The sequence below is a fragment of the Actinotalea sp. genome, assembly GCF_041597215.1.
In the GTDB taxonomy this organism is placed as follows: Bacteria; Actinomycetota; Actinomycetes; order Actinomycetales; family Cellulomonadaceae; genus Actinotalea.
This window is the reverse complement of sequence record NZ_JBFHHB010000059.1, coordinates 1-14,332: the sequence shown is the minus strand read 5'-3', so window position 1 is coordinate 14,332 and position 14,332 is coordinate 1. Positions and strand designations below refer to the sequence as shown.

The following is a 14,332-nucleotide window of genomic DNA, read 5'->3' as shown; positions in this document are numbered from 1 at the left end:
GAGAGCAGGTTCTCGCGCCCGTCGGGGGAGCGTCGGCCGAGCTTCACCGCGCCGGTGGCGATGAGGTACAGACGGTCGCCGAGCTCGCCCTCGTGGAAGACCGATCGTCCGCGCGGCAGGTCCAGACGGGTCATCGACTCGTACAGGGCGCGGGCGGCGGTCGGGCCGATGGCTGCGAACAAGGGCGCCTTGAGCACCACATCGTCATCCACGACGCACATTCCTCCCGGTGTGACCTGAGTCTCTTCTGCCCCCGGGGATCATCCTGCCCTACTGGGACGGTTCAGCGGACGTCGGGGGCCCGGACGATGTCCCCCGCGGCCTCCGCGAGCCCTTGTGCGAGGGCGTCGACGGCACCCGCGCCCATGCGCGTGAGCAGCTCGTCGGTGGTGTCGTCCAGCGCCCCGTCGAGGGCTGCCGCATAGGCCGCGAGGCTGCGGTCCAGGTCGCGCAGGCGGCGCATCAGCGCGACGCGGTCCTCTGGCTCGGTGCCGGTCCAGATGGCTGCCGCGAGCTCCCCGGCGAGGGGGAGGTCCAGTCGCGAGGGGGGCAGGTGCTCCCACCCGGTGGTGCCCAGGATCTCGGGCGGCGCGTAGGCCCCGACCAGGAGGTCCAGCCGCGCGCGCAGCAACCTGCGCCACCGACCCACCTCGAGCTTCTCCTGGCGGAGGGTGCGTCGCACCTCCTGCAGCGCCCCGTCGTCCCAGGGGTCATGGAGGGGCACGCGCGCCTACTTTCCTCGGGCAGCCGGGGATCGGCCTGTCTTCTCCCCACGCATCGGTGAGGGGGGAGCGAGGCTTGAGGACACGGTCGGCCGATCACCCCAACGGTCCTGCGGTATCACCCGAAGGCGTGGCGCCGCCTAGGCTCGCGGGCATGAGCGAGACCCCGCTGGCCAGGACCCGACGGGCCCGTCGGATCGACAGGGCGCTCGGCGAGAGGTACCCCGACGCGCACTGCGAGCTCGACTTCCGCAACCCGCTCGAGCTGCTCGTCGCGACGGTCCTGTCCGCGCAGACCACCGATGTGCGGGTCAATCTCGTGACCCCTGCGCTCTTCGCCCGGTACCCGACCGCCGCCGACTACGCGCACGCCGATCCGGACGAGCTGGAGGAGCTGCTCCGCCCTACCGGCTTCTTCCGCGCCAAGGCCCGGTCGGTCACCGGACTCGGTGCGGCCCTCGTCGAACGGCACGGCGGGCAGGTGCCTGCGCGGATGGCCGATCTCGTGGCGCTGCCCGGGGTCGGCCGCAAGACGGCGAACGTCGTCCTCGGCAACGCCTTCGGGATCCCCGGACTGCCCGTGGACACCCATGTGCTCCGGGTCAGCACGCGGCTCGGCCTGACGACGGAGCAGGACCCGGTCGCGGTCGAACGTGACCTGTGCGCTCTGCTGCGCCCCCGCGACTGGACGATGTTCTCCCACCGGGTCATCGCGCACGGTCGCCGCACCTGCCACGCGCGCACACCGGCGTGCGGGGCGTGCCCCGTCGCGCAGTGGTGCCCGTCGGCCGGGATCGGGGAGAGCGACCCGGTCGCCGCCGCGCGGCTGGTCAAGCCCTCGGCGCACCTGGCGCCGGTCCCCGGTCAGACCGAGGGGATCGTCGGTCCAGGGGCGCCGTCGAGGCTGCCCAGCCAGTCGAGCAGCACCTCCGTCGAGCGCCCGGGTGCCTCCTCCGGCACGAAGTGACCGGCCCCGGGGACGGTCTCGAAGCGGAACGGGCTGCCGTGCCGGCCCGTGCCCACGGCTGAGGCAGGGATGCAGTGGTCCTGCGCGCCGTGGACCTGGAGCACCGGGACCCGTACGGGTGCGCGGACGGCGGCGAGGTACCGCTGACCGTCGACCCGGGGCGTGGAGCGCGCCAGCCACCGGAAGACCTCCATCGCCGAGTGGGCGGCGAACGGGATCTGCATCGCCTCGCGGTAGGTCGTGGCGGTGGCCCGGTCGGGCCACCCCGGGCCGGACCACTCCGCGAGCAGCCGCGGGACCAGGTCGCCGCGGGTCAGCCGCCGCTCGGGCAGCAGGGGCAGCTGGAAGAACGCCAGGTGCCGACCCGTCGCGCGGGTCGCCAGCGGCCAGGTCATCGCCGAGGTGTGCAGCCGGCTGGGGTGCGCAGAGGAGAACACGGCGATCGCCTGCGTGACCCGGGGCTGGAGCGAGGGCATCGACCACGCGATCGTCCCGCCGAGCCCGTGCCCGACGACGACGGCGTCCTGGGCGCCGAGGGAGCGGATCACCCCCGCGACGTCACGGGCGAGCGTCGGCATGTCGTAGCCCTGCGGCGGCTTGTCCGAGGCCCCCGCTCCGCGCAGGTCCATCGCGACCGCCCGGTAGCCGGCGGCGGCGAGCGCGGGCAGCTGGTGCCGCCAGGCCCACCAGTGCTCGGGGAAGCCGTGCAGCAGGACGACGAGAGGCGCGGTGGGGTCGGTGCCGGCCTCGACGACGTGGAAGCGTGCGCCGTTCGCCGAGACGAAACGGTGCTGCCACGGTCCGTCGACGAGTACGGCGGACGAGTCGGTCACGCGCTGAACCTACCCTGCGGTGAGCTGGTCCCGGGCGAACTGCTTGCGCCGGTGGTGGCGGTCGCGACGGGCCAGCAGAAGGGCCCCGATGATCGCAGCGGTCACGGAGGCCGCGAGCACCGCGACCCGGACGTGCTCGGCGAACTCGGACCCCTCGTCGAAGGCGAGGGCCCCGATGAGCAGCGAGACGGTGAACCCGATCCCCGCGACGGAGCCCACTGCCGCCACGTCACGCCAGCCGAGGCCTTCGGCGAGGGGAGTCCTCGTCACGCGGGACACGAGCCAGGTGGTGCCCAGGATGCCGATCGGCTTGCCGAGCACGAGGCCGAGCGCGACGCCCTGGGCCACCGGGTCGCGAAGCGCGGCCGACAGGGAGTCGGCGTCGACGGAGACCCCCGCCGCGACCAGCGCGAAGATCGGCACGGCCACGCCGGCCGAGACGGGCCGCCACCGGTGCTCGAAGCGCTCGGCGAGGCTGTGCCCGTCCGCGGTAGCCGTGGCGGGCACGACGAGTCCGAGGAGCACACCGGCGATCGTGGCGTGCACGCCCGAGGCGTGCATGAGGGCCCATGCCGTGACCCCGAGCGGGATGAGCAGCCATGCGCTCGTCACACCACGCCGCGTCAGCAGCCCGAACACGACGACGGCGACGACGGACAGGGCCAGCCACCCGAGCTCGATCGAGTCGCTGTAGAAGACGGCGATGACGATGATCGCCAGGAGGTCGTCCACGACCGCGAGGGTGAGCAGGAAGGCGCGGAGCGAGCTGGGCAGGCTGCGGCCGACCACGGCGAGCACGGCCACGGCGAAGGCGATGTCGGTGGCGGTCGGGATCGCCCATCCGCCGAGGTCACCGCGACCCGCGTTGACGGCGACGTAGAAGAGGGCGGGTACGGCCATCCCGCCGATCGCGGCGACGATCGGCAGCGCGGCCGTCGCCGGCTTGCGCAGCTCTCCCGCGACGATCTCGCGCTTGAGCTCCAGCCCCACGACGAAGAAGAAGAACGTCAGCAGCCCGTCGCTCGCCCAGTGCTCGATGCTCAGGTCGAGGTGCAGGGCCGAGGGGCCGATGACGATCTCGCGCAGGTGCTCGTAGGTCCCGCTCCAGGTGGAGTTGGCCCAGATCAGCGCGATGACCGTGCCCACGAGGAGAAGGGCGCCACCCGTGGTCTCGGCACGCAGGGCGTCCGCGAGGCTGCGTTCCTCGCGGGCGGAGAGCCGCGCGAAGAGGCGCGGTCCTGCGTTGACGAGTCGACGGATCCTCGTGTTGCGTGCCATGCGCCTCTTCCTGGTGGTCCGGTGCCGGGGTGTGCGGACCTCAGGATAGGTGAGCCTCGCCCGCGGGGCCCTGCGGGTCCGGGGCGGTGGTGGCCGGGTGGCCGGCCACGACGGTCAGTCGGCGTCGACCGCCTGGACGGCCTCTGCCTCGCGACGGTCACGTTGCGGGTCGAAGCGGTAGCCGACGTTGCGGACCGTGCCGATGAGCTGCTCGTGCTCGGAGCCCAGCTTGGCGCGGAGGCGACGGACGTGGACGTCGACCGTCCTGGTCCCGCCGAAGTAGTCGTAGCCCCAGACCTCCTGGAGCAGCTGAGCGCGGGTGAAGACCCGGCCCGGGTGCTGGGCCAGGTACTTGAGGAGCTCGAACTCCTTGTAGGTGAGGTCGAGCGGACGGCCACGCACGCGGGCGGTGTACCCGCTGGCGTCGATCGTCAGGTCGCCAGAGGAGATCTCCTCCGGCTCGTCCCCCGCGCGCTGCACGGAGGAGCCCTCGATCACCAGGCGCAGCCGGGCCTCGACCTCGGCGGGGGAGGCGTCGGCCAGCAGGATGTCGGCGGCGCCCCACTCGGCGGTGACGACGGTCAGCCCGCCCTCGGTGAGCACGAGCACGAGCGGGACGGTCAGCCCGGTGGCCCTGAGCAGTCGGCAGGTCGACCGTGCGGTCGCCAGGTCGCGCCTGGCGTCGAGCACGATGACGTCGGCGTCCGGTGCGTCGAGCAGGGCCGAGGGCTCGACGGGGAGCACCCGGACCTTGTGCGCGAGCAGGCCGAGCGCAGGGAGCACCTGGGTGGAACCCCCCGAGGAGGGAGTGAGCAGCAGCAGGTCTGCCACGGAGCGGGCCTCCATCGTGACGTGGACGCCCAACCGTACCGCCCGGGCGGCACGCACGAGGGCGACCTTCGATCTGCGAGACTTGCCCCGTGGCGCCCCATCAGACTCCCGACGACGTGGTCGAGCGCTGATGGACGTCTCGACGCGGGCCGTGCTCACGGCCGTCCTCGCTGCGCTCGTGGCCGGCGCTGCCGTCCTGGACCCGTGGGTCGTCACCGGTGTCGTCGTGCTCCTCTCCCTCGCGCTGGCCTTCGGGTGGCCGCGGCTCCTCAACCTCCCGGTTCCGCTCGGCGCCTTCGTCGTCGTCGCGCTCGGCGGTGCCGGCGGAGCGGGTGTCGTGGCGGCCACGCAGGGCGGGCCCTACCTCCGGGAGCTGCCCGTCGTGGTCGCCCTCGCCGTGCTGCTGACCTTCGTCAACGAGATGGCCCGGCAGGACGGACGGACCCGGCTGCTCGACTCCGTCGCGGGGACCGTGACCGGCGTGCTCGTCGCAGCGGCCGGAGCGGGCTGGATCTCGGCCGTGCGGATCCCCGGTGGGCAGAGTCTCGTCGTGGTCGGGGCCGTGGCTCTCGCGGTCGGCGCGGCGGTCTCGGCGGTCCCGCTCGGAGGCTGGGTCGCGGTGCTGGTCACCTCCGCCGCGGCGATGATCGGCGGTGGTGCGGCGGGCGTCGTCATGCCGCGGATCGACCCGGTGAGCGGAGGGCTGATCGGTCTCGCCGTCGGTCTGGTGGTCTCCGTGCTGCACGCCCTCGTCGACCAGGTCCCGGCGCTCGAGCGCCGGTGGGCCTCCGTCGCGGCGCTCATCGTGCCGGTGTCCCTCAGCGGGATCGTCGTCTACGTCCTGGGTCGGATCTTCCTCGGCTGAGTGCCGGCCGGAACGGCACGCGTCGGGTGGCGAGGCCCGTCAGTAGACGAGCGCCTGCGCGCCCGGGGCGAGCGACTCCTCCACGAAGCTCGCCGCGCCCGCGATGCGCACCCCCGGTACGAGGTCCGCCTCGACGAGGCCCCGGCGAGCCGCGCACTGCGTGCACACCGTCACCGTGCCGGCCGTGAGGACGACGTCCAGGAGCTGGTCGAGGGGTGTCGAGTGCTGCAGCTCGACCTCGGCCGCGCGCCCGGGGACCGCCAGCCAGGACGCCTCGCCGGTCAACCACAGGCTGACCCTCGCGCCGGCGGCCACGGCGGTCGCGGCCACGGTGAACGCCTGGGCACAGGCCTCGAGGCGTTCGACGCCCGCCGTCGTCTTGACCACCAGGGGGCGGGAGGGCTCCATCGGGCCAGCCTAGGACCCAGGAGTCGACGAGGCCCCGTAGGATCGGTGCCATGTCCGGACTCGAACTCTTCTACATCGGGCTGCTCGTCGCGGCGACGCTGACGATCGGCTGGTTCGCCGTGTACGCCGTGCTCAAGCTCTACAAGGGTCAGCGCTGATCCATGGCCTTCGTGCTGCCCGAAGGCCTCGCGCCGGAGGTCTACCCGATCGCGTGGCTGGTCGGCCGCTGGCACGGTGAGGGCGAGGTCGTCTACCCGGGCGTCCCGCGTGCGGGGATCGTGGCGGACGTCGTCGTGGACCACGACGGTGGGCCGTACCTGAGGTGGACGTCGACGCTGCGTCTGAACGGCGACGACACCGTCTGGTCGACCGAGAGCGGCTTCTGGCGCGTCCCGCCGGACCGCCCGGAGGGGCTGCCCGCCGAGCAGCGCCCCGTCGAGCTGCTGATCACCGACCCCGCGGGGCACCTCACCCTCTACGCAGGGGCCGTGGGGAACGGTCGCATCGACCTGGTCAGCGACCTCATCGCGCGGAGCCCCGACGCGGCCGAGCTGAGCGCCGCACGCAGGCTCTACGGGCTCGTCGACGGCGACCTGCTGTGGACCTGGGACATCGCGGCGTTCGGGGAGCCCCTGCAGTCCTACGCCTCGGCGCAGATGACCCGGCAGGAATGAGCAGCCCCCTGCTGGGCCGGCCGGGTGCGGTCGAGGCGTCGGGCCCCGACGCGGGTGTCGCCTGGCACTACGGCGATCCCGTCGCGGAGCAGCGCGCGCTCGAGGCCGGGTCGGCGGTCGTCGACCAGTCCCACCTCGGGGTGGTCACGGTCACCGGACCGGACCGCCTGACATGGCTGCACTCCCTGACCTCCCAGCACCTGAGCGGGCTCCCGGCCGGCACCTCGACCGAGCTCACCGTGCTGAGCCCGCAGGGGCACGTCGAGCACCTGGCCGGTGTGGTCGACGACGGCGCGACGACGTGGCTGCTCACCGAGTCGGCCGCCGGCCTCGTCGCGTGGCTCGACCGGATGCGGTTCATGCTCCGCGTCGAGGTGGCCGACGTGACCGAGCAGTGGGCGGCGATCGGCGAACCCGTCGACGCGGAGGGCGAGCCGGGCGGCCAGATCGTCTGGCGTGACCCCTGGCCGCGCACCGCGGCGGGCGGGGCCGACTACGGGCCGCCGGACGAGGACCATCCCGCGCGACCGTGGCGACTCGTCCTCGTCCCGCGGTCCGCGCTCGCGCAGGAGGTCGCCGCGCGGGAGGCGGAGGGTGCCCGACTCGCCGGGACCTGGGCGACCGAGGCCCTGCGCATCGCGGCATGGCGGCCCCGTGCCGCCGAGATCGACCACCGGACCATCCCGCACGAGCTCGACCTCCTGCGTACGGCGGTGCACCTGAACAAGGGCTGCTACCGCGGCCAGGAGACCATCGCCCGCGTGCACAACCTCGGGCGTCCGCCCCGCAGGCTGGTGCTGCTGCACCTCGACGGCTCGGGACACGTCCTGCCGGAGCCGGGCGCTCAGGTCCTCGCCGGGGAGCGTGCCGTGGGGGTGGTGACGAGCGTCGCCCGGCACCACGAGCTCGGGCCGATCGCGCTCGCCGTCATCCGGCGTTCCGTCCCTGCCGACGAGACCCTGCTCGTCGCGGCGCAGGACGGCGCGGTCGCAGCCGCCCAGGAGATCGTCGTCCGTCCCGATCACCAGCCGGCCGTCCGGACCGCTCCGCAGGTGACCCGCGGGCTGCGGCCACCGACGCGCACGTGAGGTTCGACCTCGTCCTGCAGGCGCGGAGCCGCCAGGGATGGGCGCGGGTGCGTCGCGCCCTGGTGCCCGTGCTCCTGGCGAGCGTCGCCGCCGGCCTGGCCTTCGCGATCGCCCGCTACGGGCTCGGGCACGCTTTCCCGTTCTTCGCCCCCGCCTCCGCCTGGATCGCCCTGGGCTTCACCGCTGACCGGCAACCGCGTCGGGTCGCCGAGCTCGCGATCGGTGTCGCCGTGGGCGTCGGCGCCGGCGACCTCTTCGTGCACATCATCGGTGCGGGCGCCGTGCAGGTGGCGGTCGTGCTGTTCATCGCCGTGCTGCTCGCGCGGTTCATCGACCGGGGCGACCTGCTCGCGGTCCAGGCGGGGGTCCAGGCCGTGGTGATCGTCGTGCTCCCCGCGACCTCGTCCGGCGGCGCCGTCAACCGCTGGCTCGACGCCGTGGTCGGGGGAGTGCTGGCCCTCATCGTCGCCGTTCTCTCCCCGCAGGACCCCCGGCGCCGGGTGCGGTCCCTCGCGGCCGAGGGAATGCGCGAGATCTCCTCGGTGCTCGAGGTGCTCGCCGGGGGGCTGGGCTCACGCCGCACGGAGGAGATCGACGAGGCCCTCGTGCGCGGGCGTGCCTCCCAGCCGGTGCTCGACCAGTGGCGTTCGGCAGCGGTGGCCTCGCGGGACGCGGCCCGCGTCTCTCCCGCCTTCCGAAAGCACCTGCCGGCGCTCGGGGAGCTCGAGGCGGCAGCCGTCCTCGCCGACCGCGCGATGCGCAACCTGCGCGTCCTGGTCCGGCGCGCCCGGGCCGTGGTGGCCCAGACCGGCACCCCCGAGCTCGAGGCGGCGCTCGACTCGCTCGCCGCGATCGTCGTCGACCTGCGCATCTGTGCCGACGACCTCGGTGCCGCACTGGCGGGGAGCGGGTCGCCGGAGAAGGTGCGCGAGCGGCTCGCCGAGGTCGCGCGGCGCACCGACCCACGGGTGGTCGCACCGCAGGACTGGCACGTGCAGAGCCTGGTGATGCTCGTCCGCTCGCTCGTGGTGGACCTGGAGGAGGCCGCCGGCGTGGAGCCGGGGCAGGCCCGTGCGTGGCTGCCTGAGCTGTGAGCACAGGGGCGGGCGACGGCCACCCGGTGCCTTCGCGCACGTCGCGGGGCACTTCACCCGCTCCGTCACCCCCACGGAGTACCAAGGCCGGTGGGACCGGTGCCGATGGTGATCATGTGTCCACTGAGCCCCCGCGCGCGCTGCTGGAGCCGCGCGACCGCGTCGCGGCCGGGCGGACCTTGGCGATCTCGGCGGTCATCGCTGCCGCGGTGACGGTGGGCTACGAGGTCATCGCCGCGCTGAGCGGGTTGCCCGGGAGCACATCGCTCACGCAGATCTCCGCCACGGCGCTCGGTGCCGCGCTGTTCGGGATCGCCCTCGTCGCGTGGACCGTCCCCGAGCGCGCACCGCGCGCGCTGTGGGTCAGCGCGCCCCTCTTCGGCATCGGGATCGTGCTGTGGATCGGGCTCGGCACGGGGGACAGCTCGGCTGCCGCCCAGATCGGCCTCGTCTACCCGATCGTGTACGCGGGTGCTCATCTGCGAGCGCCGGCGGCGTGGGTCATCACGGCACTGGCCTCCCTCGCCGACGCGGCGATCGTCGTGTCGCTCGTCCCGGGGCCGACGGCCCTTGCCCAGATCGTCGTCATCCTCCCGTGCTTCGCGATGGTCACTCTCGTCCTCATCGCGTTGTCGAGGCACCAGGAGGAGCTGACGGCCCAGCTTCGCACGGCCGCGGCGATCGACCCGCTCACGGGTCTGTTCAGCCGCGGACGGCTCGAGGAGGTCGCCAGCGAGGTGCTCGCCTCACCGTGCCTTCCCGGGGACTTCTCCCTGGGCACGGGACTCGCGATCATCGACGTCGACCACTTCAAGTCGCTCAACGACACCTACGGGCACCCGATCGGTGACGCCGCTCTCGTCCATGTCGCCGCGGTGCTGCGCGGGAGCGTCGGGGCGCATGTGACGGTCGCCCGGCTCGGTGGCGACGAGCTCGCCCTCCTGGTCCCCTGCTGCACGGCCCAGGACGCCTCGCGCGCGGCCGAGGCCGTGGTGGAGGCACTGGCCAGCACGCCGCTGCGCCACCAGGGCGGCGAGATCCCGATCAGCCTGAGCATCGGTGTTGCCCATGTGACCGCGTCCCGCGCGCAGGGGCTCGCCGAGCTCTACGCCGCGGCCGACGCGGCCCTGTACGAGGCGAAGCTCGCGGGGCGCGGCCGGGTCATCGTCGCGTGACGCAGGTCCCGGTCGGCGCGAGGCCCGGGGCCTACGCTCGTGGAGTGTGGGGGCGAGTCATAACTGAGTTGGGGCCACGTGACTCGTTGCGCACGGCGCGCGGGGCCACCGTCTTCGCGTGGGGAGCCGCGATAGCGGCCGTCACGTTCGAGGTGTGGGGACTGCTCTCGGGTCACTCCTCGTCGTCGAGAGCCACCGTGACCATCGCCGCGGTGTGCGGACTGCTCATCCTCGTGCTGGCCACCCTCGCCCGCCGGTCGGAACGCTGGGCTCTCGCGTGGCTTCCGGCGGCGCTGTGCGGCCCGCTCATGCTGCTCCAGATCAACCTCGCCGCGCCCGAGCCGGGAGTCACGGGGCAGATCGGGCTCCTGTACCCCGTGGTGTTCGGTGCCCAGTACCTGCGCCCGGCCGGAGCCTGGGTGGTCGCCGCCACCACCGTCGGCGCCGACCTGGCGATCAACCTGTCGATGTTCGACGCCGAGATGGCCCTGTTCAGCACCGCCTCCGTCGGCATGCTCGTGGTGACCGCCACCGTGCTCACCTCGAACGCCGTCACGCAGCAGACGGTGCTGGCCGCACGGCTCGCCGAGCAGGCGAGCGTCGACGCCCTCACCTCGCTGGCGACGAGGCGTGAGCTGGAGCGCGTGGCGGACGGGCTCCTGGGGGGCCCGCGGGCCCGCGACCGTCGGCGTGCGCCGGGGGCAGCCCTGCTCGTGGTCGACCTCGACCACTTCAAGGAGCTCAACGACACCCACGGGCATCCCGCTGGTGACCGCGCGCTCGTGCACGTCGCCTCCCTCGTCCGGCGCTGTGCCGGCTCGGTCGCGACCGTCGCCCGGCTCGGCGGGGACGAGCTCGCCGTCCTGCTCCCCGGAGCGACGCGTGACTCGGCCGAGCGCATCGCCCAGTGCATCGTGGACTGCATCGGCACGCTCCCGGTCACGCACGCCGGGCAGGACATCCGGCTGAGCGCCAGCGTCGGGGTGTGCCACGTCCCCGCCGGGAACGCCGTCCAGCTCACGGACCTGTACGTAGGGGCCGACGAGGCGCTGTACCGGGCCAAGCTCGGCGGACGCGGGCGGTTCGCCTTCGCCACCTGAGCGGGGTGCGCGCCCCGCTGACCGCCCCGGGGGCCCGGGTGGTCGACGGGGGACGATGCCGTTCACGGCTGGGTCTCGTAGGCTCCGTGCGTGATCCGCACCCTTCAGGTCTACATCTTCCTCGCCCTGTACCTCGCCGTGTTCGTGATGAGTCTGGTCGCGTTCCTCGACGCCGTGCGGCGTCCGGCCGCGGCGTTCCCTGCGGCGGGCAAGCGCACCAAGCAGTTCTGGACGACTCTCCTCGGGGTGGCCCTCGCCGTCGCGTTCGTGGCGATCCCTGCGCCGATCGGCCTCGGTCTGCTGTCCTTCCTCGCCCTGGGCAGCGCCGTGGCGGCCCTGGTCTACCAGTACGACGTGAAGCCGGCCCTCGGTCCGATGCGTCGTGGGCCGCGCGGACCGCAGTCCGGCGGCGGCTGGTGACCGCTGCGGTTCCGCTCGCCGTCGTCGAGCGCTCGGGCCTGGTCGAGTCCGTCCACCTCGGTCACCTGCTCGTCCGCTCGGCGTCAGGGGACGTGCTCGCCCTCGGCGAGGTCGACGAGCCGATGTGGCCGCGATCGGCGGTCAAGCCGATCCAGGCGGTCGCGATGCTCCGCGCAGGGCTGCGGATCGGCCAGGACCGGCTCGCGCTCGCCGCGTCGAGCCACGAGGGCACCGCGCTGCACCTGGACCTGGTCCGTGGAGTGCTCGCCGAGGCGGGCCTTGACGAGGCCGATCTGCAGAACACGCCCGACCTTCCGCTGGGTCAGGACGCGGCGTTCGCCTGGCGGGCCGCGGGCCACGGGCCGTCGAGCCTCACCCAGAACTGCTCGGGCAAGCACGCAGCCATGCTCGCCACCTGCGTCCTGGCCGGCTGGGACACCCGGACCTACCGCGACCCGGAGCACCCGCTCCAGCGCGTGATCCGCAGGACTCTCGAGGACCTCACGGGTGTCCCGGTGAGCCAGGTCGGTGTCGACGGCTGCGGGGCGCCGCTGTTCAGCACGACGCTGCGCGGTCTGGCCCGCGCCTTCTCCCGGATCGCCACCGCCGGGCCGGGGACCCATGAGCACACGGTGGCGCGTGCCGTTGCCACGCACCCGCACCTGGTCGGCGGTCCCCATCGGGACGTCTCGGCGATCCTGGCAGCCGTGCCGGGGCTCGTCGCGAAGGACGGCGCCGAGGGGGTCTTCGCCGCGGCGCTCCCCGACGGCTCGGCCCTCGCGCTCAAGGTCGCCGACGGCAGCGGCCGCCCGGTGCGGGCGGTGGTGGCCGAGGCGCTCGCCCGCCTCCTTCCCGCCGAGCACCACGCTCCGCTGCGGGAGATGGGACGGACCGTCGTCCTCGGCCACGGCGAGGCCGTCGGCGCGGTCCGTGCGCTCCTGCCCGCACCGCCGGTGGAGGTGGTGACCCGATGAGGGCCGTCGTGCAACGCGTCACCTCCGCGGCGGTCCGGGTGGACGGGGACGTCGTCGGGGAGATCGGGGCGGGCCTGCTCGTCCTGGTCGGCGCCACGCACGAGGACGGTCCGGCGCAGGTCGAGCTCATCGCCCGCAAGGTCGCAGAGCTCCGCATCCTGCGCGGGGAGACCTCGGTGGTCGACGCGGGGGCCGCCGTGCTCGTGGTGAGCCAGTTCACCCTGTACGCCGACACCCGCAAGGGCCGCAGGCCGACGTGGAACGCGGCCGCCCCCGGGCCGGTGGCCGAGCCGCTGGTGGACGCCGTGGTCGAGGCGCTCCGGGCACGTGGCCTCCCGGTGGCGACGGGCCGATTCGGCGCGGACATGGCGGTGGAGCTGGTCAACGACGGCCCGGTGACGATCCTGCTCGAGGCCTGATCCCGCGGGTGGCCCGCCGCGCCAGGTGGAGCGTGGTGCACCCTGGGTGCATGCGCATCACTGCCGTGCTGGGAGACCTGACCACGACGGGGACCGATGTGGTCGTCAACGCCGCGAATCCCTCCTTGCTGGGTGGCGGCGGGGTCGACGGCGCCCTGCACGCGGCCGCGGGCCCGGCGCTGCTCGCCGCCTGCCGGCAGGTGCGGCGCACCTCGTGGCCGGACGGGCTCCCGGTGGGGGAGGCCGTCCCGACCGAGGCAGGCGACCTCCCCGCGCGCTGGGTCGTGCACACCGTCGGGCCCGACCGTCACGCGGGGCAGACGGACCCCGAGCTCCTGGCCTCCTGCTTCCGCCGGTCTCTCGACGTGGCGGCGGGGCTCGGGGCGAGGTCCGTCGCCTTCCCTGCCGTCAGCGCCGGCGTCTACGGGTGGGCGATGCGTGACGTGGCCGGGATCGCGGTCGCCGCGGTGCGGGCCTGGGCGGCGTCCGCGCCGGCGGCAGCGACGGTCGAGGAGGTGCGCTTCGTCCTCGTCTCGGACGCCGCGCTCGCCGAGTTCGAGCGCGCGCTCGCGGCCTGAGGGGGAGCGAGGTGCGCCGGTCGCCGCGGTTCAGCGTGCGGTGAGCCCGACCCCGAGGAGCCCTGCCAGGATGCGCGCGACACCGTCCTCGGTGTTGGCCGGTGCCCCGAACCGTGCCGTGGCACGGATCCGTGGGTGGGCGTTCGCCATCGCGAAGGAGAGGTCCGCCGCTCCCAGCATGTGGAGGTCGTTGAGGTAGTCGCCGAAGGCCACCGTCTCCCGGCTGCCGATGCCGAGGGCCCGCTGCACGGACTGCAGCGCTGCTCCCTTGTGGACCCCGCTGTTCATCACGTCCACCCAGTGGGCCCCGGAGACGACGACCTGATGGGTCTCGGCCAGGTGCGCGAGGGCCGGGTAGGTCGTCTCGGCGGCGGGGCCCGCATCGTGCAGGGCGACCTTGAGGACTCCGTCGTCCACGGCCAGCAGGTCGTCGACGACGGTGACCTCCGCGTAGTACCGGTCGACCTCGGTGCGGAAGTCCTGGTCCGTCCGCTCGATGTAGGCGGTGTGCTTCCCGCACACGACCGTCCCCACCGGCAGGCCCCCGGCCGCAAGGCGACGCCCCGCTCCCACGGCGTCGACCACGATGTCCCGTGCCATCACGTCCGAGCTGATCTCGACACCGTCCCGGACGACGAAGGCCCCGTTCTCGGCGATGACGACGGTCTCGGCCTCGGCGCGGACGACGTCCCTCGCGAGGGTCGCGTACTGGCGCCCGCTCGCCGGGCACCACACGATCCCCCGGCGCCCGAGCTCGGCGACCAGCGGCCAGATCGACTCCGGCACCTCGTGGTTCCCGTCGAGAAGCGTGCCGTCCATGTCGACGGCGACGAGACGGATGCCTGAACCGAGCTCGCGCAGCTCGGCGTCCGACGGGACCCGGGGGGTGGGGGAGTCGCTCACCGG

At 73.8% G+C, this 14,332-nt stretch carries 18 protein-coding genes; 11 read left to right on the top strand and 7 right to left on the bottom strand.

What is annotated here, in order from left to right:
* The coding region (locus ABWK99_RS06195; RefSeq protein WP_372593831.1) for a cyclic nucleotide-binding domain-containing protein at positions 1–182 on the bottom strand (182 nt) is incomplete at its 3' end.
* A 101-nt stretch (positions 183–283) separates the two neighbouring features.
* A complete protein-coding gene (locus ABWK99_RS06190) occupies positions 284–724 on the bottom strand; it encodes a hypothetical protein (protein ID WP_372593830.1) in 441 nt (146 codons plus the stop codon).
* 152 nt (positions 725–876) lie between these two features.
* On the opposite strand from ABWK99_RS06190, the gene nth reads away from it, so the two are divergent.
* Positions 877–1,689 carry an endonuclease III gene (gene nth / locus ABWK99_RS06185; protein WP_372593829.1) on the top strand — a complete coding sequence of 271 codons (813 nt, stop codon included), beginning with the start codon at positions 877–879 and terminating at the stop codon, positions 1,687–1,689.
* Here the strand turns inward: nth and ABWK99_RS06180 are convergent.
* The 3 genes from ABWK99_RS06180 to ABWK99_RS06170 form a co-directional block, all read right to left on the bottom strand.
* Complete coding sequence (locus tag ABWK99_RS06180; RefSeq protein WP_372593828.1) at positions 1,587–2,522, bottom strand: alpha/beta fold hydrolase; 936 nt, start codon at positions 2,520–2,522, stop codon at positions 1,587–1,589. The genes nth and ABWK99_RS06180 overlap by 103 nt on opposite strands.
* A gap of 9 nt (positions 2,523–2,531) precedes the next feature.
* A complete protein-coding gene (gene nhaA / locus ABWK99_RS06175; protein WP_372593827.1) occupies positions 2,532–3,800 on the bottom strand; it encodes a Na+/H+ antiporter NhaA in 1,269 nt (422 codons plus the stop codon).
* Between the two features lie 114 nt (positions 3,801–3,914).
* Positions 3,915–4,631 carry a winged-helix domain-containing protein gene (locus ABWK99_RS06170; protein ID WP_372593826.1) on the bottom strand — a complete coding sequence of 239 codons (717 nt, stop codon included), beginning with the start codon at positions 4,629–4,631 and terminating at the stop codon, positions 3,915–3,917.
* A gap of 130 nt (positions 4,632–4,761) precedes the next feature.
* Here ABWK99_RS06170 and ABWK99_RS06165 point away from each other — a divergent pair, with 130 nt between their 5' ends.
* Positions 4,762–5,496, top strand: a complete 735-nt coding sequence (locus ABWK99_RS06165; RefSeq protein WP_372593825.1) for a hypothetical protein — start codon at positions 4,762–4,764, stop codon at positions 5,494–5,496.
* Between the two features lie 39 nt (positions 5,497–5,535).
* Here the strand turns inward: ABWK99_RS06165 and ABWK99_RS06160 are convergent, their stop codons facing one another.
* A complete protein-coding gene (locus ABWK99_RS06160) occupies positions 5,536–5,904 on the bottom strand; it encodes a DsrE family protein (protein WP_372593824.1) in 369 nt (122 codons plus the stop codon).
* Positions 5,905–6,065: 161 nt separating this feature from the next.
* On the opposite strand from ABWK99_RS06160, the gene ABWK99_RS06155 reads away from it, so the two are divergent.
* From ABWK99_RS06155 to ABWK99_RS06115, 9 genes are all read left to right on the top strand, one after another.
* Positions 6,066–6,578, top strand: coding sequence for an FABP family protein (locus ABWK99_RS06155; protein WP_372593823.1), 513 nt, complete (start codon positions 6,066–6,068; stop codon positions 6,576–6,578).
* Positions 6,575–7,666 carry a folate-binding protein YgfZ gene (locus ABWK99_RS06150; protein WP_372593822.1) on the top strand — a complete coding sequence of 364 codons (1,092 nt, stop codon included), beginning with the start codon at positions 6,575–6,577 and terminating at the stop codon, positions 7,664–7,666. Before ABWK99_RS06155 ends, ABWK99_RS06150 begins: the two co-directional genes overlap by 4 nt.
* Entirely contained in the window at positions 7,663–8,760 is a 1,098-nt protein-coding gene (locus tag ABWK99_RS06145) for an FUSC family protein (RefSeq protein WP_372593821.1), read from the top strand. The genes ABWK99_RS06150 and ABWK99_RS06145 overlap by 4 nt, the downstream gene beginning before the upstream one ends.
* Positions 8,761–8,876: 116 nt before the next feature.
* On the top strand, positions 8,877–9,935 hold the full coding sequence (locus tag ABWK99_RS06140; protein WP_372593820.1) for a GGDEF domain-containing protein: 1,059 nt from the start codon (positions 8,877–8,879) through the stop codon (positions 9,933–9,935).
* Positions 9,936–10,132: 197 nt separating this feature from the next.
* Positions 10,133–11,035 carry a GGDEF domain-containing protein gene (locus ABWK99_RS06135; RefSeq protein ID WP_372593819.1) on the top strand — a complete coding sequence of 301 codons (903 nt, stop codon included), beginning with the start codon at positions 10,133–10,135 and terminating at the stop codon, positions 11,033–11,035.
* A gap of 90 nt (positions 11,036–11,125) precedes the next feature.
* Positions 11,126–11,455 (top strand): DUF2516 family protein, encoded by a 330-nt coding sequence (locus tag ABWK99_RS06130; RefSeq protein ID WP_372593818.1) that lies wholly within the window; start codon positions 11,126–11,128, stop codon positions 11,453–11,455.
* Positions 11,452–12,429: an asparaginase gene (locus tag ABWK99_RS06125; protein WP_372593817.1), complete on the top strand. Its 978-nt coding sequence runs from the start codon at positions 11,452–11,454 to the stop codon at positions 12,427–12,429. Before ABWK99_RS06130 ends, ABWK99_RS06125 begins: the two co-directional genes overlap by 4 nt.
* Positions 12,426–12,848 (top strand): D-aminoacyl-tRNA deacylase, encoded by a 423-nt coding sequence (gene dtd, locus ABWK99_RS06120; RefSeq protein WP_372593816.1) that lies wholly within the window; start codon positions 12,426–12,428, stop codon positions 12,846–12,848. The genes ABWK99_RS06125 and dtd overlap by 4 nt, the downstream gene beginning before the upstream one ends.
* Before the next feature lie 50 nt (positions 12,849–12,898).
* A complete protein-coding gene (locus tag ABWK99_RS06115) occupies positions 12,899–13,426 on the top strand; it encodes an O-acetyl-ADP-ribose deacetylase (RefSeq protein WP_372593815.1) in 528 nt (175 codons plus the stop codon).
* Positions 13,427–13,456: 30 nt separating this feature from the next.
* Here ABWK99_RS06115 and ABWK99_RS06110 read toward each other — a convergent pair.
* On the bottom strand, positions 13,457–14,332 hold an 876-nt coding region (locus ABWK99_RS06110), incomplete at its 5' end, for an HAD hydrolase family protein (RefSeq protein ID WP_372593814.1).

Excerpts from the sequence above, each read along its gene's own strand:
- nth (WP_372593829.1), top strand. The coding sequence starts at position 877 with ATGAGCGAGACCCCGCTGGCCAGGACCCGACGGGCCCGTCGGATCGAC.
- nhaA (WP_372593827.1), bottom strand. The coding sequence starts at position 3,800 with ATGGCACGCAACACGAGGATCCGTCGACTCGTCAACGCAGGACCGCGC.
- ABWK99_RS06165 (WP_372593825.1), top strand. The coding sequence starts at position 4,762 with ATGGACGTCTCGACGCGGGCCGTGCTCACGGCCGTCCTCGCTGCGCTC.
- ABWK99_RS06160 (WP_372593824.1), bottom strand. The coding sequence starts at position 5,904 with ATGGAGCCCTCCCGCCCCCTGGTGGTCAAGACGACGGCGGGCGTCGAA.
- ABWK99_RS06155 (WP_372593823.1), top strand. The coding sequence starts at position 6,066 with ATGGCCTTCGTGCTGCCCGAAGGCCTCGCGCCGGAGGTCTACCCGATC.
- ABWK99_RS06150 (WP_372593822.1), top strand. The coding sequence starts at position 6,575 with ATGAGCAGCCCCCTGCTGGGCCGGCCGGGTGCGGTCGAGGCGTCGGGC.
- dtd (WP_372593816.1), top strand. The coding sequence starts at position 12,426 with ATGAGGGCCGTCGTGCAACGCGTCACCTCCGCGGCGGTCCGGGTGGAC.
- ABWK99_RS06115 (WP_372593815.1), top strand. The coding sequence starts at position 12,899 with ATGCGCATCACTGCCGTGCTGGGAGACCTGACCACGACGGGGACCGAT.